The organism is Bradyrhizobium sp. NBAIM18 (assembly GCF_020193825.1).
GTDB lineage: Bacteria > Pseudomonadota > Alphaproteobacteria > Rhizobiales > Xanthobacteraceae > Bradyrhizobium > Bradyrhizobium yuanmingense.
The window spans coordinates 50,562-76,575 of sequence record NZ_JADYVO010000006.1 but is presented as its reverse complement, the minus strand read 5'-3'; the positions used below and the strand labels follow the sequence as shown (position 1 = coordinate 76,575).

General features: G+C 64.7%; 28 protein-coding genes. 17 read left to right on the top strand and 11 right to left on the bottom strand.

The features are described from left to right. Positions 1-9: 9 nt before the first annotated feature. The gene (locus I6F17_RS15485) at positions 10-1,776 is read left to right on the top strand and encodes an adenylate/guanylate cyclase domain-containing protein (RefSeq protein WP_225126670.1); all 1,767 of its coding nucleotides are present in this window, start codon (positions 10-12) and stop codon (positions 1,774-1,776) included. 49 nt (positions 1,777-1,825) lie between these two features. On the opposite strand, the gene I6F17_RS15480 is transcribed toward I6F17_RS15485, so the two are convergent. The 3 genes from I6F17_RS15480 to I6F17_RS15470 form a co-directional block, all read right to left on the bottom strand. Beyond that, positions 1,826-3,445 carry a DUF882 domain-containing protein gene (locus I6F17_RS15480; protein ID WP_225126672.1) on the bottom strand — a complete coding sequence of 540 codons (1,620 nt, stop codon included), beginning with the start codon at positions 3,443-3,445 and terminating at the stop codon, positions 1,826-1,828. Positions 3,446-3,718: 273 nt separating this feature from the next. Continuing rightward, positions 3,719-5,890: a L,D-transpeptidase family protein gene (locus I6F17_RS15475; RefSeq protein WP_225126674.1), complete on the bottom strand. Its 2,172-nt coding sequence runs from the start codon at positions 5,888-5,890 to the stop codon at positions 3,719-3,721. 348 nt (positions 5,891-6,238) lie between these two features. Beyond that, positions 6,239-7,735 (bottom strand): sigma-54 dependent transcriptional regulator, encoded by a 1,497-nt coding sequence (locus I6F17_RS15470; RefSeq protein WP_225126675.1) that lies wholly within the window; start codon positions 7,733-7,735, stop codon positions 6,239-6,241. A 127-nt stretch (positions 7,736-7,862) separates the two neighbouring features. Between I6F17_RS15470 and I6F17_RS15460 the strand changes: the two genes are divergently transcribed. The 13 genes from I6F17_RS15460 to I6F17_RS15400 all read left to right on the top strand — a co-directional run bounded on the left by I6F17_RS15460 (position 7,863) and on the right by I6F17_RS15400 (position 18,702). Further along, positions 7,863-9,800, top strand: a complete 1,938-nt coding sequence (locus I6F17_RS15460) for a M3 family oligoendopeptidase (protein WP_225126695.1) — start codon at positions 7,863-7,865, stop codon at positions 9,798-9,800. Positions 9,801-9,901: 101 nt separating this feature from the next. Further along, positions 9,902-10,126 (top strand): AbrB family transcriptional regulator, encoded by a 225-nt coding sequence (locus I6F17_RS15455; RefSeq protein ID WP_018641564.1) that lies wholly within the window; start codon positions 9,902-9,904, stop codon positions 10,124-10,126. Between the two features lie 11 nt (positions 10,127-10,137). Further along, a complete protein-coding gene (locus I6F17_RS15450; protein ID WP_081493791.1) occupies positions 10,138-10,533 on the top strand; it encodes a type II toxin-antitoxin system death-on-curing family toxin in 396 nt (131 codons plus the stop codon). Positions 10,534-10,630: 97 nt separating this feature from the next. Next, positions 10,631-10,783: an aa3-type cytochrome c oxidase subunit IV gene (locus I6F17_RS15445; protein WP_036041235.1), complete on the top strand. Its 153-nt coding sequence runs from the start codon at positions 10,631-10,633 to the stop codon at positions 10,781-10,783. Between the two features lie 139 nt (positions 10,784-10,922). Continuing rightward, entirely contained in the window at positions 10,923-12,050 is a 1,128-nt protein-coding gene (locus I6F17_RS15440; RefSeq protein WP_225126707.1) for a Re/Si-specific NAD(P)(+) transhydrogenase subunit alpha, read from the top strand. An 11-nt stretch (positions 12,051-12,061) separates the two neighbouring features. Beyond that, a complete protein-coding gene (locus I6F17_RS15435) occupies positions 12,062-12,379 on the top strand; it encodes a proton-translocating transhydrogenase family protein (RefSeq protein WP_035998681.1) in 318 nt (105 codons plus the stop codon). A gap of 39 nt (positions 12,380-12,418) precedes the next feature. Further along, the gene (locus I6F17_RS15430) at positions 12,419-13,816 is read left to right on the top strand and encodes an NAD(P)(+) transhydrogenase (Re/Si-specific) subunit beta (RefSeq protein WP_036041228.1); all 1,398 of its coding nucleotides are present in this window, start codon (positions 12,419-12,421) and stop codon (positions 13,814-13,816) included. 32 nt (positions 13,817-13,848) lie between these two features. Further along, positions 13,849-14,001 (top strand): hypothetical protein, encoded by a 153-nt coding sequence (locus tag I6F17_RS15425; protein WP_225126716.1) that lies wholly within the window; start codon positions 13,849-13,851, stop codon positions 13,999-14,001. 28 nt (positions 14,002-14,029) lie between these two features. Next, positions 14,030-14,827 (top strand): alpha/beta hydrolase, encoded by a 798-nt coding sequence (locus I6F17_RS15420; RefSeq protein WP_035998702.1) that lies wholly within the window; start codon positions 14,030-14,032, stop codon positions 14,825-14,827. 4 nt (positions 14,828-14,831) lie between these two features. Continuing rightward, on the top strand, positions 14,832-16,259 hold the full coding sequence (locus tag I6F17_RS15415) for a sodium:proton antiporter (RefSeq protein ID WP_225126729.1): 1,428 nt from the start codon (positions 14,832-14,834) through the stop codon (positions 16,257-16,259). A gap of 49 nt (positions 16,260-16,308) precedes the next feature. Further along, complete coding sequence (locus tag I6F17_RS15410) at positions 16,309-17,406, top strand: ionic transporter y4hA (RefSeq protein ID WP_036041222.1); 1,098 nt, start codon at positions 16,309-16,311, stop codon at positions 17,404-17,406. A 12-nt stretch (positions 17,407-17,418) separates the two neighbouring features. Beyond that, a complete protein-coding gene (locus I6F17_RS15405; RefSeq protein WP_225126731.1) occupies positions 17,419-17,703 on the top strand; it encodes a cupin domain-containing protein in 285 nt (94 codons plus the stop codon). A 93-nt stretch (positions 17,704-17,796) separates the two neighbouring features. Next, a complete protein-coding gene (locus I6F17_RS15400) occupies positions 17,797-18,702 on the top strand; it encodes a hypothetical protein (RefSeq protein WP_036041221.1) in 906 nt (301 codons plus the stop codon). Positions 18,703-18,728: 26 nt separating this feature from the next. On the opposite strand, the gene I6F17_RS15395 is transcribed toward I6F17_RS15400, so the two are convergent. Both I6F17_RS15395 and rpsU read right to left on the bottom strand, forming a co-directional pair. After that, a complete protein-coding gene (locus I6F17_RS15395; RefSeq protein WP_225126733.1) occupies positions 18,729-19,379 on the bottom strand; it encodes a tetratricopeptide repeat protein in 651 nt (216 codons plus the stop codon). Positions 19,380-19,480: 101 nt separating this feature from the next. Beyond that, a complete protein-coding gene (gene rpsU / locus I6F17_RS15390) occupies positions 19,481-19,777 on the bottom strand; it encodes a 30S ribosomal protein S21 (protein WP_008546194.1) in 297 nt (98 codons plus the stop codon). A 259-nt stretch (positions 19,778-20,036) separates the two neighbouring features. Here rpsU and aqpZ point away from each other — a divergent pair, with 259 nt between their 5' ends. After that, entirely contained in the window at positions 20,037-20,759 is a 723-nt protein-coding gene (gene aqpZ / locus I6F17_RS15385; protein ID WP_036041199.1) for an aquaporin Z, read from the top strand. Positions 20,760-20,805: 46 nt separating this feature from the next. Here aqpZ and I6F17_RS15380 read toward each other — a convergent pair whose 3' ends face one another. Together I6F17_RS15380 and purE are read right to left on the bottom strand one after the other, a co-directional pair. Next, positions 20,806-21,912, bottom strand: coding sequence for a 5-(carboxyamino)imidazole ribonucleotide synthase (locus I6F17_RS15380; protein WP_225126736.1), 1,107 nt, complete (start codon positions 21,910-21,912; stop codon positions 20,806-20,808). Next, positions 21,909-22,397 carry a 5-(carboxyamino)imidazole ribonucleotide mutase gene (purE, locus tag I6F17_RS15375; protein WP_035998720.1) on the bottom strand — a complete coding sequence of 163 codons (489 nt, stop codon included), beginning with the start codon at positions 22,395-22,397 and terminating at the stop codon, positions 21,909-21,911. Before purE ends, I6F17_RS15380 begins: the two co-directional genes overlap by 4 nt. Positions 22,398-22,539: 142 nt before the next feature. On the opposite strand from purE, the gene I6F17_RS15370 reads away from it, so the two are divergent. Continuing rightward, positions 22,540-23,247, top strand: coding sequence for a GGDEF domain-containing protein (locus tag I6F17_RS15370; protein WP_225126738.1), 708 nt, complete (start codon positions 22,540-22,542; stop codon positions 23,245-23,247). Position 23,248: 1 nt separating this feature from the next. Here the strand turns inward: I6F17_RS15370 and I6F17_RS15365 are convergent, their stop codons facing one another. The 3 genes from I6F17_RS15365 to I6F17_RS15355 all read right to left on the bottom strand — a co-directional run bounded on the left by I6F17_RS15365 (position 23,249) and on the right by I6F17_RS15355 (position 24,066). Continuing rightward, complete coding sequence (locus I6F17_RS15365) at positions 23,249-23,500, bottom strand: hypothetical protein (RefSeq protein ID WP_036021965.1); 252 nt, start codon at positions 23,498-23,500, stop codon at positions 23,249-23,251. 22 nt (positions 23,501-23,522) lie between these two features. Continuing rightward, complete coding sequence (locus tag I6F17_RS15360; RefSeq protein ID WP_035998725.1) at positions 23,523-23,741, bottom strand: hypothetical protein; 219 nt, start codon at positions 23,739-23,741, stop codon at positions 23,523-23,525. Between the two features lie 118 nt (positions 23,742-23,859). Continuing rightward, complete coding sequence (locus I6F17_RS15355; RefSeq protein ID WP_008546179.1) at positions 23,860-24,066, bottom strand: DUF465 domain-containing protein; 207 nt, start codon at positions 24,064-24,066, stop codon at positions 23,860-23,862. 331 nt (positions 24,067-24,397) lie between these two features. Between I6F17_RS15355 and I6F17_RS15350 the strand changes: the two genes are divergently transcribed. After that, a complete protein-coding gene (locus I6F17_RS15350; protein ID WP_008546178.1) occupies positions 24,398-24,580 on the top strand; it encodes a DUF465 domain-containing protein in 183 nt (60 codons plus the stop codon). A 146-nt stretch (positions 24,581-24,726) separates the two neighbouring features. On the opposite strand, the gene I6F17_RS15345 is transcribed toward I6F17_RS15350, so the two are convergent. Then, a complete protein-coding gene (locus I6F17_RS15345) occupies positions 24,727-25,851 on the bottom strand; it encodes an NAD(P)/FAD-dependent oxidoreductase (protein ID WP_036041195.1) in 1,125 nt (374 codons plus the stop codon). Positions 25,852-26,014: the final 163 nt, after the last annotated feature.

The window sequence follows — 26,014 nt, the reverse complement described above, 5'->3', positions numbered from 1 at the left end:
GACCGAGCGATGGATGTGCCGGGACCAGAGCGCAGGCTTGCCGCGGTTCTCGCTGCCGATATGGTCGGCTTCAGCCGGCTGATGGAGGTCGACGAGGCCGGCACTCTTGCGCGCCTCAAGACCCATCGTGTCGAGCTCATCGATCCTGCCATTGCCAAGAATCGCGGCCGTATCATCAAGACGACCGGCGACGGCATGCTCGCGGAATTCCACAGCGTCGTTGATGCCGTGCTATGTGCGGCCGAGGTTCAGCGCCGCATGGCGCGGCGCAATGCCGACGTCCCCCCGCCGCGGTGGATCCAATTCCGCATCGGCATCAATCTCGGCGACGTCATCGTCGATCAGAACGACATATTCGGCGATGGCGTCAACGTCGCGGCGCGGCTGGAGACGCTGGCCGAGCCCGGAGGAATCTGCGTCTCCGGCGCGGTGCGCGATCAGGTCGGCGACCGGCTCGACGGCGTTCAGTTCGACGATCTCGGTGAACAGAGCGTCAAGAACATCGCCCGTCCAATCCGCATCTTCCGCATTCGGCTGGCGGAGGGGCCCGCAAGCCTGCCTGACGGGTCCAATCGTGCGCTGACGCCGCCGGGTGTTTCGAAAAAGCCGTCCATCGCCGTGCTGCCGTTCGCCAATATGAGCGGCGATCCGGAGCAGGAGTTCTTCGCTGACGGTCTCACCGAGGACATCATCACCGAGCTTTCGCGCTTCCACGACCTGCTCGTCATCTCCCGCAACTCGACGTTCGTCTACAAGGGAAAGGCCGTAAAGGTCCAGGACATCGGCCGTGAGTTCGGAGTCGACTATGTCATCGAGGGCAGCGTTCGCAAGTCCGGGGAGCGCGTCCGCGTCACCGTGCAGCTGATCGATGCAGAGACCGATCGCCATATCTGGGCCGAACGCTACGACCGCGAGCTCCGGGATATCTTCGCCATCCAGGACGAGATGACCCGCGCGATCGTGGCGACGTTGCCGGGTCGGGTAGAAGCCGCAACGCACGACCGCACCAAGCGCAAGCCGACCGACAACATGCCCGCTTACGAATGCGTGCTGGCTGCAAAGCTCCTGCATCATCGATCAACCCGCGACGACAACGCTCAGGCGCAGACGCTGCTCAACCGTGCGCTGGCGATGGATCCGAACTATGCCCACGCTCATGCCTGGAAGGCATGCGTGCTCGGTCAGTGCTGGATCTATGGCTGGTGCGCCGACCGCGAGGCGACCTTCGAGCAGGTTGCTTCGGAGCTGGAAATTGCGTTGGCGCTCGACGACAACGACGCGGACGTGCACCGAATTCTCGCCGCGCTCAATCTGACGCGACACGACTACGAAAAGGCTACCTATCACCAGGAGCGTGCACTCGCCCTCAATCCGAACTACGACCTCGTCGTCGTGCAACAGGGAGAGCTTCTGACCTGGCTGGGCCTGCCGGAGGAAGGCATCGACTGGATCAGGAAAGCGATGCGTCTCAACCCCTATCATCCCGAGCGCTTCTGGAGCCATCTGGGCCGCGCCTATTATTGCGCGGAGAAATACGCCGAGGCGGCCGAGGCGTTTTCAAGGATCACGCGCCCCGACTATACCCATCATGCGTTCCTGGCGGCGACATTCGCGCAGATGAAGAACGCGATCGCGGCCGGCGCTCACGCCGCCGAGGTCTTGAAGCGCGAACCGGGATTCTCGGTGGCAGCTTATCTTGCGACGCTGCACTACAAGCGCGAGCCCGACCGGCAGCGCCACGAGGCCGGCCTCATCGCGGCCGGCTTGCCGGCTTGATCGACCCCGGGCAAGGACGAACAGAGAGAGCTTTGCTGGTACAGAGGACTCAGCGCAGTGCGGCGGTGCGCACGACGAACGACATCGTCTCGAGCTTTGCGGTCGCGCTGCCCGAGAAATTGTCGCAGGACAGGCCCTGCATCGGGTCGTCGGAGAAGCCCATCGCGATCACGGAGCGCGGCTTGACGAAATAGCCGCGCAGCGCCGCGGTATCGAGCTCGCCCATCAGCGTCACCGACATCGCGTGGCTGGCGCTCGGCGACAGCATCACGATCTTGAGCCAGATGCTCTCGCCCTTGGCCGCAGACAGGCGGGTCGCGGTTGCGACCCTGCCGTCGACGCTCTTGCCGACCACCGTGTTGATCTCCGTTGCCTGAGCCAGGCTGCGGGGGCGGGCGGTGCGCGGGATCGGCGCGGAGGCGGCGACGACGTTGGCGCGGTCGACCGTGGAGGCCGCCGGCGCGAAAGCCAGGGCTTGGAGGGCCGCGTTGGACACGCTCGCGGTTGGTTGCGGATCGGTGGCCGCGGCCAGCGCCTGGCGCGCCTTCAGCGCGGCGACCTGCGCCGGCGTCGCTTGCTGCGGCGTGGCCGGAACGTCATCCCAGAAGCCGCGCGCATTGATGATGTCGGCCGGGGTCTCCGGCTTTCCGTCAACAGGCTTGCCGGAAGCGGGCTTGTCAGCCACGGGCGCGGGCTTCGGCTTGGGCGGCGCGACGATCTGCGCATCGGCCGAGGCGAGCTGGAGGGTTGCGGCGATCTGCGGCTTGGCGCGCGGCGTCGGCACCGGCTCGGCGGGTTTGGCGGTGGCTGCGACGACGGTCGGTGCCGCCGGCTTCGCGGCCGGGGCGGGCGCGCCCTCGTCATCCTCGTCGCTGGCGGCCGGAGCTGCCGGCTTGCTCCTGAACAAGGCTGCGAAGAAATTCGGCTTGCTGCCGGCATCATCGCCGCTGCCGCGCCGCTCGATCTCGGCCTTGGCGAGCTCATAGTTCTTCAGCGGCACCCCATCGGTCGGCAGATGCACCGTCTTGCCGTCCGGGAACACGCGGGCGAGCTGGTCATGCGTCATGCGCGGCCAGTGCCGGACGCTGCCGGTGTCGAGGTGCACGAAAGGCGAGCCGGAGGTGGGATAGAAGCCGACGCCGCCGCGCTGCAGGCGCAGGCCGGCGAAGCGGATCTGCTCCAGCGGCACGCCGGGGATGTAGAAGTCTATCGCATGTCCCAGCATGTGCTGGCTGGCGCGCGCCACGCCGGAGGAGCGGCGGCGGAGCATGGCGTTGGTGGCGGGGGAGCGATAGGAGGAGATGATCTGGATCGGCTGCTTGCCGTCGACGTCCCGATAGACTTCCCAGAGGATGTCGAACAGGCGACGGTCCATGACCGTCTGCTCCTGGCTGCGCCAGTCGCGCAGGAAATGGTTGAGCTGCTTCAGCGCCGCTTCGTCATAGCGCCCGTCGCGCTTGAAGGTGACGGTGAGGTCTTCGCCGGAATGGGTGTGATGGAACGAGAGCGTCTTGGTCTCGTTCAGCGCGGCGGCGTCATGAACCGAACCGGCGGCCGCGAGCAGCAATGCAGCCGCAAGGCCGATCCGGGATCCGGCCTTCACGCCCGCATGGGACAACGACAGCACAGCAAATTGGCGTGCGAGACCAGTCAGCACGTATGAGCCCACCCAGTCGACGAGCGTTCAAATGGACTCTCCCGCCAACCCCGTTAGCAGCGCGAAAGAGGATGAACGCTTTCTTAAAGCGAGAAGGTTAATTTGAGGTTGACCTTCCCGCCCCCAAACCAAGTCAGAATACGATCCTAACCGGTTGACTGTGGCAAAAAAACGCCCACTGCCCGGGTGGACAGTGGGACATGGTTAACGTCAGACGACCCCATCGGGGGATGGGGTCGCTGATTTCGTTGTAGAATTTCAGGAAAATGGGGTGCCGGGCGGGCGTCAGCGGGTAAACACCCGCTGCTGCTGTTGCGGCCGACGGCCGACCGGTGCCGGCGGCGCGGCCGGGGTCGGCGCCCCGAACAGCCGCTCGAAGAAGTTCGGCCCGGACGAGCCGAAGCCGCCGCCGTTGTTGGCCACGGCCACTCCGGAGGGCAGCGTCGTTGCCGGACGCGAATAGCTCGGCTGGGAATGCGCCACGACGGCCTCGAGGTCCTTGCCGCGATTGTTCTTCAGGACGTTGATCATGACCGCGTCGCGACCATAGACGTCCTTGCGGAATTGCAGCTTGCCGGCCTCATCCACGAACGCGGTCTGGTAGGTGATGTTGACCGGAATCGGCGTCGGGAATTTCAGGTCGATCTCGCTCTTGCCGTACATGCTGCGGATGCGCTCCGGCGTGTACTTCTCGTTCGGCATGACGATGTTGAGCAGAACGGAGGCGTACTGATCCGGATTCTGCACCCGCATGCAGCCATGGCTGAAAGCACGCTCTTCCTTGGCGAACAAGTGTTTGTCCGGCGTGTCGTGCTGATAGACCAGGAACTTGTTCGGGAAGTTGAAGCGGACGCGGCCGAGCGCGTTGGCTTCGCCCGGCGGCTGCGAAATGTGCACCGAGCCGTCGCGGTTTTGCTCGAGCCTCAGGCCCATGCGCTGGAGCACGGTCGGGTCCTGCTGCAAGGCCGGCAGGTACTCGTTGTAGACGATCGACGGCGGCACGTTCCAGGTCGGATTGACCGTGATGTACTTCATCGTCTCGGTGAGGAGCGGGGTGGCATGCTTGCCCGGCTTGCCGGTGACGACGCGCGTGGTCCAGACCTGCTGGCCGCGCTGCATCACCTTCAGCGTGAAGTCCGGAATGTTGAGGATGACATAGGCATCACCCAGCGCCGGCGCGCCGAGGTCGCGGGGCAGCCAGCGCCAGCGCTCCATGTTCACCAGCACCACGTCGATCTGTTTGTCGCGCTTGGGCGTATTGAGCGCCTTGACGGTCTTGTCGTCGAGAATGCCGGTCGGCTTCATCTCGGCGCTGCTCTGGAACTTGCGCACGGCTTCGGCGACTGCAGCGTCGTAGCGGGTGTCGCTGGCATTCTCGGCGAGGCCGAGCTTGGCGCGCAGGTGCGGCACGCGCGGATCATCCACGACGATCTCAGCCTGCTTCTTGCCGGCCGGGGTGTATTTCAGCGCCGGGCCGTCGGCGATCTCGATCACCGGACCGCTGCCCTGGCCACGCAGCTCGGCGAGCTTGGCCTTCAGCTCCTTGTAGAGCTTGTGCGGCGGGTTATAGCTGTCGAGCGCCGCGGAGGCGTCCGCCGCCGTCGTGACCTTGGCGAGCACCTCGCCGGGGTCGACCGGATGCTCGGGATAGAGGATGTCGCCGCCGGCCTGTGACCAATGCATGCGGCCGCTCTGGGCGTGGCGGGCATAGTCGAACATGCTGGCGGTGAGCTTGAGCTCGGCATCCGCCAGCGCATCGGGGGTCGTGGCGGCGAAATCCGGCACCGGATAGTCGGCGGGATTGAGACCGTCGGACGCCGCGTCCTTGAGCCGTGCGATCACGCCCTTGGCCGCAGCAGTCAGGTTGCCGCCTTGCGTCCAGACCGGCGCGAAGTCGCGCGCGCCGTAGAACTTCTCAATCGCTGCACGCTCGTTCTTGCGGTCGAAATGGCGCGAGGTCTTGGCGCCGATGATGTCCTTGAGCTTGTCGGCGACCGGTTGGTCGGCGGTGGGCACGTTGCTTGCGGCCTTCACCGGTTCGGCGGCCGGTGCTGCGGGAGCCGCCGGCGTGGCCGTTGCGGTGTCGGCCTTGGCCGGCTCGGTTTTCGCAGTCTCGCTCTTCGGCGCTTCCGGCGCGGGTGTGGTGGCAACGTCGGAGGGCTTCGTCTCCACCTTGTCCGCCGTGGGCGCGACGTTCACCCTGGCGGAATCCCTTGCGACGTCCTTCGTGGAATCCTGCACCGTGGCGGTGGTGTCGAGCTTGATGTCGGCTGCAGTCGGGGGCGGGACGTTTGCCGGTTCGGGGCGCGGGATCGCGGCTTCGATCGCGAGTTCGGCGGCGCTGCTGCGCGCCTGATCCTGCGCCAGGGCCGAGCTGGCCGACACCGTGAGGAAGGCCGCCGCGACCGTCATCAAGACACGGTCAAAGCCCACACGGTGGTTCAAACAGTCACGCATTGTGTCGCACCCCTCGGGTGAACTGTTCCTTCATGGAACAGCTTCGTTATCGCTTATTGATGTTTCGGCTAAACCGCGCCGGCCTCTCGAAAGTTGCACGCCTGCACGCAACGATTCTGACGCAGACGATATACAGGCCCCGATTTTGCAGCCAGCGCTACCCGGGACAACTCACGACAAACTGACTTCAAGGGAGCCTCTTGGCAACGGATTGTACGCTTCTGCCACGCGCTTTTCCCTCTGTCTGTCACTTCCAGGTCACGGTTCAAATTGCAGTCGAATTCCGTCGTCATGCGAACGGCTTAGAGCGTTCTCGCACCGCCGCGCGAAGCTTCGTTCGCACTGGGCTCAATGCGTCTCCTCCCCGCTTTTGCCGCCATGCCCGGGAACCCCGGCCTCGTCGAGTTTGCGGTAGAGCGTCGAGCGGCCGATTTTGAGTCGGCGAGCCACTTCGGACATCTGGCCGCGATAATGCGAGATCGCGAAACGGATGATCTCGTTCTCCATGTCCTCCAGGGGGCGGACATCCCCGGTCGCAGTGAGCATAGACAGCGTTCCCACTGCGGGGAGCGGGGCGATTGGTATTTCATTACCCGACACTACGGAGGGCGTCGCCGCCGGCTCGAGCAGCAACGGAGCGGTCGGAATATCCGTGACGGGATGCGCCTGCGAGGCGAGCAGAGGGAAGTCGCCGAGACCAAGCTGGTCCCCGTCGCTCATCACCACGGCGCGATAGACCGCGTTCTCGAGCTGGCGGATGTTGCCGGGCCAGTCGAGCTGGGCAAGATGAGCCACCGCCTCGCCGCTGATCCCGGTGATCGGGCGGTTCTCCTCGGCGGCAAAGCGCGCGATGAAATGCCTGAGCAGGTGCGGGATATCCTCACGCCGCGCGCGCAGCGAGGGGATCGTCAGCGGCAGCACGTGCAGCCGGTAGAACAGGTCTTCCCGGAATTGTCCCTGCTTCACCCGCTCCAGCAGCTTGCGATTGGTGGCCGAGATGATGCGGACGTCGACCTTGAGCGGCTTGCGGCCGCCGACCGATTCCACGGCGCCCTCCTGGAGCGCACGCAGCAGCTTTACCTGCGCCGTCAGCGGCAGCTCGCTGACCTCGTCCAGAAACAGCGTGCCGCCATGAGCCTCGACGAACTTGCCCGTGTGCCGCTCGGTGGCCCCGGTGAAGGCGCCCTTCTCATGGCCGAACAGGATGGACTCGACGAGGTTGTCGGGAATTGCGCCGCAATTGACCGCAACGAACGGCTTGGCCTTGCGCTCGCCGCTGCCATGGATGGCGCGCGCGAACATCTCCTTGCCGACGCCGGACTCGCCCTCGATCAGCACGGGGATCGCGGAGTTTGCCGCCTTCTGGGCGGCGCGCATCACGCCCGTCATCGCTTCGGAGCGGGTGATGATGTCGGAGAAGGTGAGCCGTCCTTCGCGGCTGTGACGGATGCGCTGCAATTCGCCCTTGAGCGCGGACGTGTTGAGCGCGTTGCGAAGCGAGACCTGGAGCCGCTCGACGCCGACCGGCTTGACGACGAAATCGGCCGCGCCCGCGCGCATCGCGGAGATCACGTTGTCGATGCCGCCATGAGCGGTCTGCACGATGACGGGGACGCTCAGGCCGGCTTCGCGGATCTTCGCCAATACGCCCATTCCGTCGAGGCCGGGCATCACGAGATCGAGGATGACGGCGTCGATGGCCGTTCCGTCGGGGGCGGTGAGGGCGGCAATTGCGGCGTCGCCGGAGTCCACGACGACCGTCTCATAGCCGCATTTCTGCACCATGTTCTCGACCAGCCGGCGGGCTACAGCGTCGTCGTCGGCGATCAAAATACTGGCAGCCATGGTGTTCCCCGCACGCTACTACTATCTGTCTCGAATCGGGGCACTCTGGCCGAAGCCGATTAACGCACGCTTAAACCTTGATGCCCCCGCCTGCCGCCGCGATTGTTGAACACAGGTTTCCCACACAATGAATTCGCGCTCCAAGTCCGCCTTGAACAAATCTGCCTTGAACAAGTCCGCTCTCAAGAAGTCCGCTCCCGGCAAGCCCGCTCTCCGCAAGCCAAGCACCAAAAAATCCGCCCCCAAGGCAAGGCCCTCCAAAGCTGCACCCTCCAAAGCTGCGAGCAAGACCGGCAAGCTTCCGGAGTGGAACCTGGCCGACCTCTATTCCGGGATCGCGGCGCCGGAGGTGGCGCGCGACCTCGAGAGAATGGATGCCGACTGCGTCGCCTTCGAGACGGACTACAGGGGCAAGCTGGCGACAGGGACAGCAAACGAAGATGGCGGAAAGTGGCTCGCCGAGGCGGTGCGACGCTATGAGGCGATCGACGATCTCGCCGGCCGTCTCGGCTCCTATGCCGGACTCGTCCATGCCGGCGACAGTGTGGACCCTGCGATTTCAAAGTTTTACGGCGACGTGTCCGAGCGGCTGACGGCGGCGTCCACGCATCTGTTGTTCTTCGCGCTCGAGCTCAACCGGATCGATGACGATATTTTGAATCGCGCGATGCAGGCCGCCGAGCTCGCGCACTACCGTCCCTGGATCGAGGATCTGCGCAAGGAGAAGCCGTACCAGCTCGATGACAAGCTGGAGCAGCTTTTCCTGGAGAAGGCGCAGACCGGCTATTCAGCCTTCAACCGGCTGTTCGATCAGACCATCTCCAGCCTCCGCTTCAAGGTCGGCGCCAAGGAGCTCGCGATCGAGCCGACGCTGAATCTGCTGCAGGATCGCGACGGCGCCAAGCGCAAGAGCGCGGCGGAGGCACTGGCGAAGACGTTCAAGGCCAATGAGCGCACCTTTGCGCTGATCACCAACACGCTCGCCAAGGACAAGGACATTTCCGACCGTTGGCGCGGTTTCAAGGATGTCGCCGATTCCCGGCACCTGAACAACCGTGTCGAACGCGAGGTGGTCGATGCGCTGGTCGCCTCGGTGCGCGCAGCCTATCCGAAGCTGTCGCATCGCTATTATGCGCTGAAGGCGAAATGGTTCGGCAAGAAGCGTCTGGCCTATTGGGACCGCAACGCGCCGCTGCCCTTTGCGGCGACCGATGTCATCGCCTGGCCGGAGGCGCGCAGCATGGTGCTGACGGCCTATCGCGGCTTCTCGCCCAAAATGGCCGATATCGCCGAGCGCTTCTTCACCGACCGCTGGATCGACGCGCCGGTGCGGCCGGGCAAGGCGCCCGGTGCGTTCTCGCATCCGACCACGCCGTCGGCGCACCCTTACGTGCTCATGAACTACCAGGGCAAGCCGCGCGACGTGATGACGCTCGCGCATGAGCTCGGCCATGGCGTCCATCAGGTGCTCGCGGCAAAGAACGGCGCGCTGATGGCGCCGACGCCGTTGACGCTGGCGGAGACCGCGAGCGTGTTCGGCGAAATGCTCACCTTCAAGCGGCTGCTGGCCCAGACCAAGAGCGCGAAGCAGCGCCAGGCGCTGCTCGCCGGCAAGGTCGAGGACATGATCAACACCGTGGTGCGGCAGATCGCGTTCTACTCCTTCGAGCGTGCGGTCCACACCGAGCGCAAGAACGGCGAGCTCACCGCGACGCGGCTCGGCGAGATCTGGCTGTCGGTTCAGGGCGAGAGCCTGGGGCCGGCGATCGAGATCAAGGCGGGCTACGAGAACTACTGGATGTACATCCCGCACTTCATCCACTCGCCGTTTTACGTCTACGCCTACGCGTTCGGCGACTGTCTCGTGAACTCGCTCTACGCCGTCTACGAAAACGCGGCCGAGGGTTTCGCCGAGCGCTATCTCGACATGCTCGCGGCCGGCGGCACCAAGCACTATTCCGAGCTGCTGCGCCCGTTCGGGCTCGATGCAAAGGATCCGAAGTTCTGGGACGGTGGGCTCAGCGTCATCGCGGGGATGATCGACGAGCTCGAGGCGATGGGCTGAGGCGCGCTGGCGCTTTTGGAGGGGTGGGCGCACGTAAAACATTTGTTGAACTAAGTCTTCGGCGATGTTATACATATGTATACTCGCTGGAGTCCATGCCCATGAAGATCGAGATCAAGAAGATTGGCAATTCCGACGGACTGCTGTTGCCCCGTGAATTGATGCAGCGGCTCGATCTCAAGCGCGGACAGCAATTGCACATCGTGGAATTACCCGGCGGTGGTTTTCAGTTGCTGCCTTACGATCCCGACTTCGAGCGGACGATGGAGATCGCCGACGAGGTGATGGACAAGTATCGCGACACGCTCGCGGCGCTTGCAAAATAGTCGGCCATGCAATGAGCGATCCCCAGGAGCCGCTCTGGATCACCTACGAACAGGCTGTCGCCATTCACGGTCGCCAACTCCGGCGCTTCGGTGGTGCGCCGGGATTGCGTGACGAAGGCATGTTGCGGTCGGCGCTGGAACGGCCGATCAACAAATGGCGCTATGAGCAGGCGCCGTTGGACGAACTCGCTGCAGCATATGCATTCGGCCTTGCGAAAAATCACGCATTCGTCGACGGAAACAAGCGCATCGCCTTCATGGCGTTGATGGTCTTTCTGCACAAGAATGGCGTGGCCTTCAGTCCCGATCCGGCGGAAGCGACGACCATCATCCTCTCCCTCGCTGCCGGCGAAGTCAGCGAGGAGAGCCTCGCGCGCTGGATCCGCGACAATCTGGATTCCAAATGACCCGATTTGCGGGAAAACCCCGCCTCGGTGCCGTTGCCCTGTCTAAATCTTTGCGGTATCCCAGCCCGAGAATTCGACTTTCGACTGGGGACATTCCATGGCTGACCATCACGAAGTGGCGTACACGACCGCCGACGGCAACGACTACGCTGCCCATGAGCAGACCTATGAGGGATTCATCAAGCTCGTGAAGTGGGGCACGGTCTCGGTCGCGCTCATCGTGATCCTGATGGCGATCTTCCTGACCTGATCGACCAGCGGCTGCACACGCCAGCGGCAGCAGCTGCCCAGAAAACTTGCATCCAAGCCGGTATCAAAACCGGTATCGAACGCTGCGGGAAGTAACGCTTTAGTTTGCGCGCGCGCTCTCCCGCGCCGCCGGAGGCCTCATGAAGATTGCCGTTGCCAAGGAAATCGATCCGCTCGAGCCGCGGGTCGCCGCTTCGCCTGATACGGTGAAGAAGTTCAAGGCGTTGGGCGCCGAGATCGCCATCGAGCCGGGTGCCGGCATCAAATCGGGCCTGCCGGATTCCGAATTCACCGCGGCCGGCGCCACCGTCAGCGCTGACGCGCTCAAGGACGCCGACATCATCATCAAGGTGAAGCGCCCTGAGGCATCCGAGCTGGCGCAGTACAAGCGCGGCGCCCTCGTCATCGCCATCATGGATCCCTACGGCAACGATGCCGCGCTGAAGACGATGGCCGATGCCGGCATCGCCGCCTTCGCGATGGAATTGATGCCGCGCATCACCCGAGCGCAGGTGATGGACGTGCTGTCCTCGCAGGCCAACCTCGCCGGCTACCGCGCCGTGATCGAGGGCGCCGAAGCCTTCGGCCGCGCCTTTCCGATGATGATGACCGCAGCCGGCACCGTGCCTGCCGCAAAGGTGTTCGTGATGGGCGTCGGCGTCGCCGGCCTCCAGGCGATCGCGACCGCGCGCCGTCTCGGCGCCGTCGTGACCGCGACCGACGTGCGGCCCGCCACCAAGGAGCAGGTGGAATCCCTCGGCGCGAAATTCCTCGCCGTCGAGGACGAGGAGTTCAAGAACGCGCAGACCGCCGGCGGCTACGCCAAGGAAATGTCGAAAGAATACCAGGCCAAGCAGGCCGCGCTCACCGCCGAGCACATCAAGAAGCAGGACATCGTGATCACCACCGCGCTGATTCCGGGCCGGCCGGCGCCGAAGCTCGTCAGTGCCGACATGGTCAAGTCGATGAAGCCCGGCTCGGTGCTCGTCGACCTCGCCGTCGAGCGCGGCGGCAATGTCGAGGGTGCGAAGCCGGGAGAGGTCGTCGACCTCGATGGCATCAAGATCGTCGGCTACACCAACGTTGCGGGTCGCGTTGCGGCCTCGGCCTCCAGCCTCTACGCGCGCAACCTGTTCTCCTTCATCGAGACCATGGTCGACAAGAAAGAGAAGAAGCTCGCCGTCAACTGGGACGACGAACTCGTCAAGGCTACCGCGCTCACGAAGGACGGTGCCGTCATCCACCCGAATTTCCAGCCGAAGGCTTAAGGAGACCCGCCATGGAGCACGCTGCACAGGTCGTCGACCCCTTCATCTTCCGGCTGTCGATCTTCGTCCTCGCCGTCTTCGTCGGTTATTTCGTGGTGTGGTCGGTGACGCCGGCGCTGCACACGCCGCTGATGAGCGTGACCAACGCGATCTCCTCGGTGATCGTGGTCGGCGCGCTGCTCGCCGTCGGCGTCGGCATGGTTTCGAGCGGCTCGGGCTGGGCGCGCGGCTTCGGCTTCGTCGCGCTCGTCTTCGCCTGCGTGAACATTTTCGGCGGCTTCCTTGTCACCCAGCGCATGCTGGCGATGTACAAGAAGAAGTCGAAGTAAGCGGCCACCTCGGGCTGAAGGGATCAATGGGGACCTGAGATGAGCGCCAATCTCTCTGCATTCTTGTATCTGGTGGCGGGGGTGCTGTTCATCCTGTCGCTGCGCGGGCTGTCGAGCCCGGCAACCTCGCGCCAGGGCAATCTGTTCGGCATGATCGGCATGGCGATCGCGGTCGCCACCACGCTGGCGAGCCATCCGCCGGCGGATGGCGTGGCCTGGGTCCTCGTGATCCTCGCGGTCGCGATCGGCGGCGGCATCGGCGCGGTGATCGCCCGCCGCGTGCCGATGACCTCGATGCCGGAACTGGTCGCCGCCTTCCACTCGCTGGTCGGCATGGCCGCGGTGCTGGTCGCTGCCGGCGCGTTCTACGCGCCGGAGGCCTTCGACATCGGCAAGCCTGGCGCCATTCATGCATCAAGTCTGGTCGAAATGTCGCTCGGTGTCGCCATCGGCGCGCTGACCTTCACCGGCTCGGTGATCGCCTTCCTGAAGCTGTCCGCGCGCATGAGCGGCGCGCCGATCATCCTGCCGTTCCGCCACATCATCAACATCGCGCTGGCCGTGGCGCTGGTGTTCTTTATCGTCCGTCTCGTCCTCACCGGCGGCGCGTTCGACTTCTGGATGATCACCATCATCGCGCTGGCGCTCGGCGTGCTCATGATCATCCCGATCGGCGGCGCCGACATGCCGGTCGTGATCTCGATGCTGAACTCCTATTCGGGTTGGGCGGCCGCCGGCATCGGCTTCACGCTCGGCAATTCCGCGCTGATCATCACCGGCGCGCTGGTCGGATCGAGCGGCGCGATCCTGTCCTACATCATGTGCCACGCGATGAACCGGTCCTTCATCTCGGTCATCCTCGGCGGCTTCGGCGGTGAGACCGCGGCGGCCGGCGGCGCCACGGGCGAGCAGAAGCCCGCCAAGCTCGGCTCGGCGGACGATGCGGCCTTCATCATGAAGAACGCCTCCAAGGTCATCATCGTGCCCGGCTACGGCATGGCGGTGGCGCAGGCCCAGCACGCGCTGCGCGAGATGGCGGACATCCTGAAGAAGGAAGGCGTCGAGGTGAAATACGCCATTCACCCGGTCGCCGGCCGCATGCCCGGCCACATGAACGTGCTGCTCGCCGAAGCCAACGTGCCCTATGACGAGGTGTTCGAGCTCGAGGACATCAACTCCGAATTCGCGCAGGCCGACATCGCCTTCGTGATCGGCGCCAACGACGTCACCAACCCGGCGGCCGAAGAGGACAAGACTTCGCCGATCTACGGCATGCCGGTGCTCCAGGTCTGGAAGGCCGGCACGGTGATGTTCATCAAGCGCTCGCTGGCCTCTGGCTATGCCGGCATCGACAATCCGCTGTTCTACCGAGACAACACCATGATGCTGCTCGGCGACGCCAAGAAGGTCACCGAGAACATCGTCAAGGCGATGTAGCGCCAAGCGCGGACCGTGGCCATCAATTAGGAATGGCAACGTCCCATCGCATGCCGCCCAAGGCGACGCGCGAGCAGCGCATCGCCTGGCACGCTGCCCACAAGGCGGCATGCAGCTGCCGCGACATTCCGGCGAGCCTGCGGCCCGACGTCATGAAATTGCTGCGGAGCCGTCGCAAGCCCTAGTCTCAAGCGAGGGAGCGGCCGCGCAATGATGAGCATCGTCAAGTGGATCGCCATCGTGCTCCTGACCGTCTATTGCGCCGGTCTCCTCGTGCTGTACGTCCGCCAGCGCGAGATGCTGTTTCCGATCCCGCCCGCCGGCCGCACCGCACCCGATGCTGCGGGCCTTCCCGAGGCGCAAGAGCATGTCCTGACCACGTCTGATGGCGAGCAGGTCATCGTCTGGCACGTGCCGGCCAAGCCCGGTCGTTCCGTGATCCTCTACTTCCACGGCAATGGCGATTTTCTCGCCGGCCGCGTTGGTCGTTTCAAGGCGATGACCGCCGACGGCACCGGCCTCGTTGCGCTGTCCTATCGCGGCTATGGCGGCTCGAGCGGGATGCCGAGCGAGCAGGGCCTGCTGCGCGACGCTGCAGCCGCCTACGCGTTCACCACCGCGCGCTATGCGGCGGAACGAATCGTCGCCTGGGGCTTTTCGCTCGGGACGGGCGTCGCGGTCGCGCTCGCCTCGGAGCATCGCGTTGGAAAACTCATCCTGGAGGCGCCCTATACGTCGACGGCCGACATTGCGGGGTCATCGTTCTGGTTCGTTCCGGTCCGCCTTCTGATGCGCGACCCGTTCCATTCGGACCAGCGCATGTCGCGCGTCACGGTGCCGCTGCTCGTCATGCATGGCACCAATGACCTTGTCATTTCGATCGTCTTCGGAGAGCGTCTGTTCGCGCTCGCCCGCGAGCCCAAGCGGTTCGTTCGCATCGAGGGCGGCGGGCACGACGATCTCGATCAATATGGCGCGATCGAAACGGCGAGAGGCTTCATTGGCGGCTGACGGCTTGGCTCAACGTTACATCCCCGCGCTCGCTGCCTCCTGCTTGACGCTTCTGCCGCAGAATGCGCTTGCCGCGACCGGCCTCGATGGTGCGGCGATGCGCTGGCCCTATGCGCTGCCCTTTGCCGGCTTGTTGCTGTCGATTGCAATGGGGCCGCTGCTGTTGCCGAAGATCTGGCATCACCACTACGGCAAGATCACCGCCGCCTGGTCGCTGCTGGCGCTCGCCGCGCTCGTCGTCTTTGCCGGCGGCGCGGCGACCTTGGCGGCGCTGGTCCATGCCATGCTCGCCGAATATCTCGGCTTCATCGTGCTGCTGTTCGCTCTCTATGTCGTGGCCGGCGGCATCCTCATCACCGGCGACATCAAGGGCACGCCGGCGGCGAATGTCGGCATCCTTGCGCTCGGCACGCTGGGGGCGAGCATCGTCGGTACCACGGGTGCCGCGATGATCCTGATCCGCCCCTTGATCCGCGCCAACCGGCAGCGGCGCCACAACACCCATGTCGTCATCTTCTTCATCATCCTGGTGGCCAATGTCGGCGGAGCGCTGAGCCCGCTCGGCGATCCCCCGCTGTTCGTCGGCTTCCTGCATGGCGTTGACTTCTTCTGGACCACGCGGACCATCTGGTTGCAGACCGCACTCGTCGCCGTCCTGCTGCTCGCGATCTTCGCCGTCGTCGACGTTTGGCGCTTTCGCAGTGAGGCGCCGTCCGCCGACACAGGCCGGGGAGAGCCGTTGCGCATCGGCGGCCTCGTCAATCTGGTGCTGATCGCAGCCATCGTCGCCAGCCTACTCGCTTCGGCGATGTGGAGGCCCGACATTGCCTTCGACATTTTCGGTACCAAGCTGGAGCTGGAGGACGTCGCGCGCAACCTGGCGCTGCTGGCCATCGCGGCGCTGTCGGTGTGGCTGACGCCCGACGAGCACAGGCAGGCCAACGGCTTCACCTGGGAGCCGATCCGCGAGGTCGCAAAACTGTTCGCGGGCATCTTCGTCGCCATCATCCCGGTCATTGCCATGCTCAACGCCGGCCATCACGGCGCGTTCGCCTGGCTGCTGTCGGCGGTGACGGCGCCGGATGGCGCGCCACGCGAGGTCGTCTATTTCTGGCTCACCGGCCTGATGTCCGCGTTCCTCGACAATGCGCCGACCTATCTGCTGTTCTTCGAGCTCGCCGGCGGCAATCCGCAGGTGCTGATGCATCAGCTCTCGGGCACGCTCGCCTCGATCTCCATGGGAGCGGTCTACATGGGAGCGCTCACCTATATCGGCAACGCACCGAACTTCATGGTGAGCAGCATCGCGCGCGAGAACGGCGTCGCGATGCCGAGCTTCTTCGGTTATCTCCTGCGCGCCGGCGCCGTGCTGATCCCGCTGTTCCTGTTGCTGACGTTCCTGCCGGTCGCACCGATCCTGCACTGGCATTGAATCTGCCGGTCGATTTGCTATTGCTCGCTTTCGTAGTTGGAGCCGATTGATGAGCGCGCATGATCCGATGCCCCGGTCGGCCTGGGTCTTTCCGGCGATGGCCCTGCTGTTGTTCGCGGTCGTCAGCGCCACGGATTACGTCTTCACGCTGTCGTTTGGCGGTCTTCTCTTCACCGTCGTCCTTCTGGTCATCCTGTTCGGCACGGTGTTCGCTGCGGTTCATCATGCCGAGGTGATCGCGGAGCGGGTTGGCGAACCCTATGGCACGCTGGTGCTGACGCTCTCGGTGACCATCATCGAGGTCGCGCTGATCACCACGATCATGCTGGGCGAAAAGCCCGCCCCGGCACTGGCCCGCGACACCGTGTTCGCCGTGGTCATGATCGTCTGCAACGGCCTCGTCGGGCTCTGCATCTTCATCGGCGGCCTGCGCTATCGCGAGCAGGGTTTTCAGGTCTCCGGCGCCAACGTCTATCTCAGCGTCCTGTTCGCGCTCGCGACCATCACGCTGATCCTGCCGAACTACACCACCACCACGCCGGGGCCTGTCTATTCGGCGGTCCAACTCGGCTTCGTCGACGTGGTCACGCTGGCGCTCTATGCGGTGTTTCTCTACACCCAGACGGTCCTGCACAAGGATTACTTCGTCCACGAGCGGGCGTACGGCGGCAGCGGCGAGGTGCATCTGTCGGGCAGGATGCTGGTGCTCAGCGTCGTGCTGCTGCTGATCGCGCTGCTGGCGGTCGTGCTGCTCTCCAAGAAGTTCTCGCTGGTGGTCGACGCCGTCGCGGCCAAGATCGGCGCGCCGCCGGCCTTTGCCGGGCTTCTGGTCGCGCTTCTGATCCTGATGCCGGAAGGCGTCGCGGCCGTCTCGGCGGCCCGCCAGAACGACCTCCAGAAGAGCATCAATCTCGCCCTCGGCTCCTCGCTGGCGACCATCGGCCTGACCATTCCTGCCGTCGGCGTTGCCACTTACGCGCTCGACAAGGAGCTCGAGCTCGGCCTTGGCGCCCAGGGCAGCGTGCTCCTGCTGCTGACCTTCTTCCTGAGCATGCTGACCTTCGGCACGGGTAGGACCAATGTCCTGTTCGGCCTGGTGCATATGGTGGTATTTGCCGTCTACGTGTTCATGGTTTTCGTACCCTAGAAGGAGCTCCCAGTGCTTGCCGCCAAGTCCGAGGTTCAGGTCGACAACGAAGAGGTCCGGGTGACCGAATGGCGGCTTGCCCCCGGCAGCGCCACCGGCCATCACACCCATGGCATGGACTATGTGATCGTTCCGGTCGCCGCCGGCGAGATGACCATCGTCGCGCCCAATGGCGAAAGGTTCAAGGCGCAGCTTGCCGCCGGGAAATCCTATTTCCGCAAGGCCGGCGTCCAGCATGACGTACTTAACGAAACCTCAACTGAGATCGTGTTCCTTGAAATTGAGCTGAAACGCTAGGGTCGCGCCCCCGTTTGCCATCGATCCGTCGCAGTTGATCCCTCACAATGCCCTAAAGTTCCCGCATCAGGTCGCGCGGGGAGTGTGGTCGGAATGCTGAAATACCTCGCAAAAATTTCGATGGATATTTTCCCCTCGGTGCTCGCGACGATCATCGGGGCCTACATCGTCAATCATTACATCAACGCCAAGCCGGCCGCCGACACCCCAGCCGCCGTGACCGCGCCCGCCCAGACCGGCAGCGACGGCAAGCCCACCGATACCGCCAACCTTCCCGCTCCCGGCGTCAAAGCCAAGGGCATCCCCGAGAAGAGCGTGACGGACAAGGCGGCGGTCGAGAAGCCGGCCGATCATCCGCCGGCGGCCGAGACCAAGGCCGCAGACGTGGCTCCCGCTGACACCGGTCCGCGCGGCCGTCCCTCTGCCCGCGACAAGGCCGCGGCAAAATCCGCACCGGCTGCTTCTGCTCCCGTGGTTGAGGCCAATTCGGCCCCGACGGCGGCTTCCGCGGCTCCCGACGCCAACGATCTGGCGCGTGCTGCGATCGAGCGCCTGCGCAAGTCGCCCGAGGGCAAGGCTGCCGAGGCCAGGTCGTCGGAAACCAAGCCTGCCGAGGCTCGCGCGTCGGAGACCAAGCCGGCTGAGCCTGCGGTGCGGGACGCCGCCCGCACGCCGGAGGCTCCGCGGGTCGTGAATGTGGAGCCGTCTCCAGTCCGTCCGCTGCCGCCGCCGATCAATGTCTCGACGCCCTCACCCGAGGCCTATGGCAATGGGGGCTCCAATCCGCCCTACACGGCCTCGATCGGCAACGATGATCCGAATCGGGTGACGCCGCCGGCCGACATTCCCGTGCCGGTCATCGCACCGCCGCTCGACCTGCGTGCCGATGCGGGCGCCGCCCTGCCGCGGCCGAAGAAGACCAATGTCGCCGACGAGATGCTGTCGGGCATGAAGTCGATGTTCAACGCCGTTCTGCCCAAGAGCGCCACGCCCGACTAGAACTCCGCTCAGCCTGCGCCAAAGCGTCAGCCGCCGACGCGGGCGAGACCGCTGCGGGCGGGTTCGTCGCGTGGACGAAGCGCAACCGCCTTGGTGTAGGACGCCACCGCTTTGGCTTTGTCGCCCAGGCGCTCATAGACCTGACCGCGCGCGGTCCAGACCTGGGCATTGTTCGGATCGGCCTCGGAGGCTTCGTCGAGATCGGCTGCGGCCTCCTTGACCTTGCCGAGCGCGAGATAGCTGTTGGCGCGGCCCAGCAGCGGCTCGGCCTTTTGCGGGTTGAGTCCGCTGGCGGCGCTGAAATCGGCGATCGCGAAGTCGTGCTGGTTGTTGCCCTGGTAGATCAGGGCGCGGCCATAGAGCGCCTGCGCATTGTAGGGATCGAGGCCGATCGCGCGATTGAACTCGTCGAGCGCTGCCGCGGCCTCGCCTGACTTCGCCAGGGACTGAGCCTTCGCGGTATGGGCCTGGGCTTCGGTGACGTTGCCGGCGCTCACCGCGCTCTCGGCCGGCGCGGCGGCCTTGGGGGCCTCCTGCGGCTTGTCCTTCTCCGGCATCAGCGATCCCAGATCGAACGAGCAGCCGCCCAGCACGATCCCCGTCAGGGCCGCCGCGAGCGGCGGCTGCCAGATCCGGCGCCGTCGCGGAAGGCCGCGCTGGGAGAAAGGGGAGGTCATCTACGGTTGGCTCGCGCTAGAGCTTGATCCGACAAGTCCTCAAAGCAATAACGCGGGCCTGGGGCCCGCGTCATCGAAAACTAGAGTCTTGCTGAATCGGCTCAGCGCGGTCCGCGCGGACCTGCGCCGGGGCCGCCACGACCGCCGCGATCACCGCCCGGGCCGGCGCCGAACACCGGCTTCGGCTTCATCGGCAGCAGGCCTTCGCGCTGCAGCTTCTTGCGGGCCAGCTTGCGCGCGCGGCGCACGGCTTCGGCCTTTTCGCGGGCCTTCTTCTCGGAGGGCTTCTCGTAATGACCGCGGAGCTTCATCTCGCGGAAAATTCCCTCGCGCTGCATCTTCTTCTTCAGCGCCTTGAGGGCTTGATCAACATTGTTATCGCGAACGAGAACCTGCACGCGGCATCCTCTTCAGGTGGATCGGATTTGAATTCTGGTAAGTCAAAGGGGATGGCGAAACGCGCAAGCCCTTAACCTTGAGCGCGCGGATGTATCAGACAAAACCGCAGATGTCCACCGGCCAAACGGGTTTTCGGGCCAAGTTCGGCCATTAAATGCGGCGAAAATACCTCCATGCGGCCCCGATTTGGGCGATTTGGCGCCGAGGACGGGGCCGCGCCGGAGCTTGTTCCGGAATCTTTGCAATGAGGGGACCACAATGGACATCAAAAAATACGCTGCCGAAGCCATCGGCACCTTCTGGCTCACATTCGCGGGCTGCGGAAGCGCGGTGATCGCCGCCGGCTTCCCGCAGGTCGGGATCGGGCTGGTCGGCGTGTCCCTGGCCTTTGGATTGAGCGTCGTCACCATGGCCTACGCGATCGGCCATATCTCCGGCTGCCATCTCAACCCGGCCGTCACGGTCGGTCTTGCCGCCGGTGGCCGTTTTCCGGCGGGGCAGGTTCTGCCTTACATCGTCGCTCAGGTGGCGGGCGCGATCATTGCCGCCTGGCTGCTCTATGTCATTGCGAGCGGAGCGCCCGGCTTCGACGTCGGCAAGGGCTTTGCCTCCAACGGCTATGGCGCGCATTCGCCCGGCCAGTACAGCATGATCGTGTGCTTCCTCACCGAGGTGGTGATGACCATGATGTTCCTGTTCATCATCATGGGGGCGACCCATGGGCGCGCGCCGGCGGGATTCGCACCGTTGGCGATCGGGCTCGCGTTGGTGATGATCCACCTCGTCAGCATTCCCGTCACCAACACCTCGGTGAACCCGGCGCGCAGCACCGGCCCGGCGTTGTTCGTCGGCGGCTGGGCGCTGTCGCAGCTGTGGCTGTTCTGGGTCGCGCCGCTGATCGGCGGCGCGCTCGGCGGGGTGATCTATCGCTGGCTCAGCGAGGAGCCCACCGGCATCGTTGCGGGTGTGAAGACGGCGTAAGTAATCACAATCACCCGGCGGGATTGCAGCTCTTGCTGCGATCCCGTCACTTGTCCCGCGGCGGCCTGACTTCGGTCACGTGGCCCATCTTGCGCCCGGGGCGCGGCGCGCCCTTGCCGTAGATGTGCACGGTCGCGCCCGGCACGCTCAGCCACTTTTCGTAATCGTTGATCTCGTCGCCGATCAAATTGGTCATAGTGACGACCTCGCCGTGGCGCACCGGCTTGCCGAGCGGCCAGCCGGCGATGGCACGGATGTGCTGCTCGAACTGCGAGACGGAGGCGCCGTCGAGCGTCCAGTGCCCGGAATTGTGCACGCGTGGCGCGATCTCGTTGACCAGCACCTTCGGTCCGGTGCCGCCCGCCAGCACGAACATCTCGACCGCGAGCACGCCGACATAGTCGAGCGCGCTTGCGATTTTGCTCGCGATGCTGCGCGCCTCCTCGGCGAGCGCGTCAGGGATCGGCGCGGGCGCACGCGATATCTTCAGGATGTGGTCGCGGTGCTCGTTCTCGGTGACGTCGAAGCACTCGACCTCGCCCGTGGCCGCGCGCGCGGCGATCACGGAGATCTCGCGCTCGTAGGGCACGAAGGCCTCCAGGATCGCCGATTTGGTGGCGAGGCTGGTCCACACCTTCGCGATGTCGTCGCCCTCGCGGATGATGGCCTGGCCCTTGCCGTCATAACCGAAGCGGCGGGTTTTCAACACCGCTGGAAGGCCGATCCTGGCGATCGCCTCGCGCAGCGAGGAGACCGAGGTGACGTCGGCGTAGCCGGCAGTGCCGATCCCGAGCTTCGTCACGAAATCCTTCTCGGCGAGCCGGTCCTGCGTCGTCTCGAGGATCTTGCGGTTGGGCAGCACCGGGCGGCGCGCGTCCAATACCAGCGCGGCTGCCGCCGGCACGTTCTCGAATTCGTAGGTGATGACGTCGACATCATGGGCGAACAATTCGAGCGCCTCGACGTCGGCATATTCGGCGCAGGTCGCGTTCAGCACGACGTCGAAGGCCGGTGAATCCGGATCGGGCGAGAACACCTGGCAACGCAGGCCGAGTCGCGCCGCGGCCATGGCAAGCATCCGGCCCAATTGTCCGCCGCCGAGGATTCCGATGGTGTCACCGGGCTTCAGCTTCACGTGCCTGGTGTCCGTCACGCCTTGTCCTCCGGCCGCTCGGCGACCGCCTCGGTCTGGGCCTTGCGCCAGGCGGCGAGGCGATCCGATAGGGCCGGGTCGGACAATGCCAGCACGGCGGCTGCCAGCAGCGCGGCATTGATCGCGCCGGCCTTGCCGATGGCGAGGGTGCCGACCGGAATGCCCGCGGGCATCTGGACGATCGAATAGAGCGAATCGACGCCCTTGAGCGTCTTGGATTCGACGGGAACGCCAAACACCGGGAGTTCCGTCAGCGCCGCCGCCATGCCCGGCAGATGGGCCGCGCCACCGGCGCCGGCGATGATAATCTTGTAACCTGCGGCCTTGGCACCCTTGGCGAATGCGAACAGCCGGTCGGGCGTGCGGTGGGCCGAGACGATGCGGCTGTCGGCAGCAATGCCGAGCGCGTCAAGCGTGTCGGCGGCGTGCCGCATCGTGTCCCAGTCCGACTGGCTTCCCATGATGATGGCGATCGGCGCGGTCATGACGTCAATTGTGCCCAGAAAAACAGAGAGATAGGCCAGATTAATGATTCCGGCCGGCGGCTCGCAAGGCGGTGGCAAGGAGAAGGGAATCCACTATCCTGTCTTGGTGAATCCCCGCAAGCCTTCATTGAGCAGGATGCCCATGAAGAAACCGAAAAGGGCGAGCCCTGCGAAGGCCAGCAAGGGCCGGAACATCAGCCCCGCCCGCTCCAAAGCCGCTTCGAGCCGCGCGGCCAAACCGGCCTTGCGCAGAGCGCCGGCTGCCGATGACGGCAAGGCGATCATCCGCGGCCTCAGGAGCAAGCTCAGGGCGGCCCTGCTGCGGATCTCGGAGCTCGAGGCGGCCGCCGATACCGATTTCCTGCTCGGGATTCCCAACCGGCGCGGTTTCGAGCGCGAGCTCGCGCGCGCCATCGCCTATATGAAGCGCTACCGCGCCAGCGGGGCGCTGATCGTGCTCGACGTCGATCGGTTGAAGCCGATCAACGATTCCTTCGGTCATGCCGCCGGCGATGAGGTGCTCAGGGAGATCGTCGCCGCGCTGACGCGACAGGTCCGCGCCTCCGACGTGGTCGGCCGGCTCGGGGGCGACGAGTTCGCGCTGCTGCTCTGGAATCTCAGCGAGACCGATGCCAAGGCGAAGGCCGCGGCCTTGGAGCAGGCGATCGACGAATTGTCATTCGTTTTTCGCGGCCAGCACGTGACCGCGGGCGCCTCGGCCGGCGTCGCGCTGCTCGGTCCGCAATCCGCTGCAGGCCGCGCCCTGGAGGAGGCGGATGCCGCGATGTATGTGCGCAAGGCGAGCCGCCGGCACGAGCCGCGGATCAGGCTGGTCGGCGGCGAGCGCTAGTCTACAGGGTGGCAAGATCTTCCGGCACGTTGCCGAACTTGCGCAGCAGCGTCGCGTCGCCGAATTCGCCCGTCATGGGATCGCCGCTGCGGCTGAACGCGATTGCGCCGATATGGCCGGCGCCGCGCGCCAGCATCTCGGCGCGTCGCAGCGCCGCCGTCGAGGACTGACACTCCTCTGCCGCGCCTGCGACGGGTGATCCGTCGTCATCGATCAAGAAGGGCATTGCAACGTAATAGGTCACATCCGACATGGCGTTGCTCCAATGTTGAAGATTATGCGGCGCTGCTCTTGCTCCGCATCTTGCTGCGCGAGATCTCCGGAATGCAGCCGGCGGAAATCGCCGCCTGCAATTCCTCCAGCTCGGCTTCCAGATATTCGTTGGCCATGATCAGCGCTTTGATGGTGCTGCGCAGATTGCCGTCGCACATCGCGATCGCCTGATCGCAGGCCTGTTCGTAATGGCTGTTGTCGAAAAGGGCGGTTGCCGACATCTGCGTTGTCCTTGAGCGTTCTTTGAGGTGTTGGGGCGCCCGCGAATGTTCCTATTTTGTTCTTATTGAGTCAAGTGGATTCGGAAGCGGCGGGGCGCCGCGCAAGACCGCCGCACGCTCAGGCGATGATGTCGGGGGTGATCTGGTCTTCGATGAACGCGATGCGGTCGCGCAACAACAGCTTGCGCTTCTTCAGCCGCTGTAACCGCAACAGGTCGGGGGCGGGCGATTGATGCAACGCATCGATCGCCGCATCGAGATCTCGGTGTTCCTGCTGCAACCGGGTGAGCTCGGCTTCGAGCTCACGCTCATCTTCATTGGTCATGTCTGCGGTGGCCGAAAACCGATAGGCGTGAGATCTGGGCTGTGGATGCCCTGTGGAAATTATCGTCCTTGCGCCGCGTGATCGCAAGCGATCTGCGATCCCCCGTCACCGATCTCCCGCAACATATTTCTGCAAGGAGCTGCGGCGGTGCGCCGGCGTATTGATATCATGGATTTTTCCGGCGTGGTTCCCTTAGTCACGCTTCGTTACATATGAACTTTCAAAAATGACGCTGCGACGACGGATACCCATCGACAGGACGAATCGGTGATGTAGACTTGGGTCGTCCGGATCGAATCCTAAAGGTTCAACCCTACCGAGGAGGTTTCGAATGACAATTCAGGCACATCTCGTTGAATTGGAACGGAAGCACAAACTTCTCGAAAACGAATTGCACGAAGCTCTCGTGCACCTTTCAACAGACGACCTGCAAATTGTTGAGTTGAAGCGCCGGAAGTTGATGGTCAAGGACCAGATCGAGCGTCTGAAGCAATCTGGCGACACGCTCCACTAGTAACCCCCGTGACAGTGTAGAGTTGATCACATCCTTCACGCAGGGATGAGAGCATCCGTGCTCATCCCTGCTGCAAGGTGTGCACCGTGCAACACGGTTGTGCGGCGCTCACTCTTGCTTGGACCCGGGGTTCTCGACGCGCACACTCATCCGCTTCTCGAAACGCTCTCGATGTCTGCGAGCTCGGCGACGTGATCGGCGATCGCGAGCGAGGACGTCAGTCCCGGCGATTCGATGCCGAACAGATTGATCAGGCCTGCAACGCCGTGATCGCGCGGGCCCTGCATCAAGAAATCCTGTGTGGCCACGGCCGGCGGCACGATCTTCGGGCGGATGCCCGAATAGCTCGGCATCAGCGCGCCGTCAGGCAGCGTCGGCCAGTATTTGCGGATCGCGGGATAGAAGCGCTCGGCGCGTGACGGATCGACCTCGTAGTCGATCGTCTCGATCCATTCGACGTCAGGCCCGAAGCGCGCCTGTCCTGCCATGTCCAGCGTCAGGTGCACGCCCAGGCCGCCGGGCTCGGGCACCGGATAGATCAGGCGCGAGAACGGCGCCCTGGCGTTGCAGCTGAAGTAGTTTCCCTTGGCGAGATAGGCCGGCGGAATCCGGTCCAGCGGCATGCCGTCGATGCTGCGCGCCACATGTGTTGCCGACAGCCCCGCGGCGTTGACGAGGAGGCTGCATTGCAGCGTCATCGGTGCCTCGCCGCCGGCATCGATCTCGATGAGGCCGGCCGCCGCCTTGGCACGGATCAGCGGGGTGTGAAACGCGAAAGCTGCGCCGGCGTCCTCGGCTTCGCCGCGCAGTGAGAGCATGTAGGCGTGGCTGTCGATGATGCCCGTCGACGGTGACAGCAGCGCGGCGTCGCAGGCGAGTGCCGGCTCCAGCGCGCGTGCGGCCTCGCCCGAGAGCAGCTGCATGTCGAGCACGCCGTTGGCCTCGGCATGCGCCTTGATCGATTGCAGCTTCTCGGTCTCCTTCGGGCTGGTCGCGACGATCAGCTTGCCGCAATTTTTGTGCGGGATGCCGCGCTCGGCGCAGTAGCGGTACAGCGCGTGCTTGCCTGCCACGCACATGCGCGCCATCCAGCTCCCGGCCCGGTAGTAGATGCCGGCATGGATCACCTCGCTGTTGCGCGAGGAGGTGACGGTGCCGATCGCCTCGGCTTCCTCGAGCACGATCACCTCGCGCCCGGCCTGGGCGAGCTTCCGGGCCACCGCGAGCCCGACCACGCCGGCTCCGATGACGACGCAATCGACCCTATCCATGGTTGTGCAGGATACCAGTTGGAAGCAGCGGTGGCGCATGGTCCGGATGCGGCGGCGCAGGCGGGGCTTCCGTTAAGAAGTCGTTTATCATGTCAGGGCAATTGCCGTATTTCACGTCACATTATTCTGTTGTGCCCACAGGCGTTTACCCGATCCAAACCCG

Bases quoted from the DNA above. Each gene is read 5' to 3' on its own strand.
- I6F17_RS15485 (WP_225126670.1), top strand. From the start codon at position 10: ATGGATGTGCCGGGACCAGAGCGCAGGCTTGCCGCGGTTCTCGCTGCC.
- I6F17_RS15475 (WP_225126674.1), bottom strand. From the start codon at position 5,890: ATGCGTGACTGTTTGAACCACCGTGTGGGCTTTGACCGTGTCTTGATG.
- I6F17_RS15470 (WP_225126675.1), bottom strand. From the start codon at position 7,735: ATGGCTGCCAGTATTTTGATCGCCGACGACGACGCTGTAGCCCGCCGG.
- I6F17_RS15460 (WP_225126695.1), top strand. From the start codon at position 7,863: ATGAATTCGCGCTCCAAGTCCGCCTTGAACAAATCTGCCTTGAACAAG.
- I6F17_RS15455 (WP_018641564.1), top strand. From the start codon at position 9,902: ATGAAGATCGAGATCAAGAAGATTGGCAATTCCGACGGACTGCTGTTG.
- I6F17_RS15450 (WP_081493791.1), top strand. From the start codon at position 10,138: ATGAGCGATCCCCAGGAGCCGCTCTGGATCACCTACGAACAGGCTGTC.
- I6F17_RS15445 (WP_036041235.1), top strand. From the start codon at position 10,631: ATGGCTGACCATCACGAAGTGGCGTACACGACCGCCGACGGCAACGAC.
- I6F17_RS15440 (WP_225126707.1), top strand. From the start codon at position 10,923: ATGAAGATTGCCGTTGCCAAGGAAATCGATCCGCTCGAGCCGCGGGTC.
- I6F17_RS15435 (WP_035998681.1), top strand. From the start codon at position 12,062: ATGGAGCACGCTGCACAGGTCGTCGACCCCTTCATCTTCCGGCTGTCG.
- I6F17_RS15430 (WP_036041228.1), top strand. From the start codon at position 12,419: ATGAGCGCCAATCTCTCTGCATTCTTGTATCTGGTGGCGGGGGTGCTG.
- I6F17_RS15425 (WP_225126716.1), top strand. From the start codon at position 13,849: ATGGCAACGTCCCATCGCATGCCGCCCAAGGCGACGCGCGAGCAGCGC.
- I6F17_RS15420 (WP_035998702.1), top strand. From the start codon at position 14,030: ATGAGCATCGTCAAGTGGATCGCCATCGTGCTCCTGACCGTCTATTGC.
- I6F17_RS15410 (WP_036041222.1), top strand. From the start codon at position 16,309: ATGAGCGCGCATGATCCGATGCCCCGGTCGGCCTGGGTCTTTCCGGCG.
- I6F17_RS15400 (WP_036041221.1), top strand. From the start codon at position 17,797: ATGCTGAAATACCTCGCAAAAATTTCGATGGATATTTTCCCCTCGGTG.
- I6F17_RS15395 (WP_225126733.1), bottom strand. From the start codon at position 19,379: ATGACCTCCCCTTTCTCCCAGCGCGGCCTTCCGCGACGGCGCCGGATC.
- aqpZ (WP_036041199.1), top strand. From the start codon at position 20,037: ATGGACATCAAAAAATACGCTGCCGAAGCCATCGGCACCTTCTGGCTC.
- purE (WP_035998720.1), bottom strand. From the start codon at position 22,397: ATGACCGCGCCGATCGCCATCATCATGGGAAGCCAGTCGGACTGGGAC.
- I6F17_RS15370 (WP_225126738.1), top strand. From the start codon at position 22,540: ATGAAGAAACCGAAAAGGGCGAGCCCTGCGAAGGCCAGCAAGGGCCGG.
- I6F17_RS15365 (WP_036021965.1), bottom strand. From the start codon at position 23,500: ATGTCGGATGTGACCTATTACGTTGCAATGCCCTTCTTGATCGATGAC.
- I6F17_RS15360 (WP_035998725.1), bottom strand. From the start codon at position 23,741: ATGTCGGCAACCGCCCTTTTCGACAACAGCCATTACGAACAGGCCTGC.
- I6F17_RS15355 (WP_008546179.1), bottom strand. From the start codon at position 24,066: ATGACCAATGAAGATGAGCGTGAGCTCGAAGCCGAGCTCACCCGGTTG.
- I6F17_RS15350 (WP_008546178.1), top strand. From the start codon at position 24,398: ATGACAATTCAGGCACATCTCGTTGAATTGGAACGGAAGCACAAACTT.
- I6F17_RS15345 (WP_036041195.1), bottom strand. From the start codon at position 25,851: ATGGATAGGGTCGATTGCGTCGTCATCGGAGCCGGCGTGGTCGGGCTC.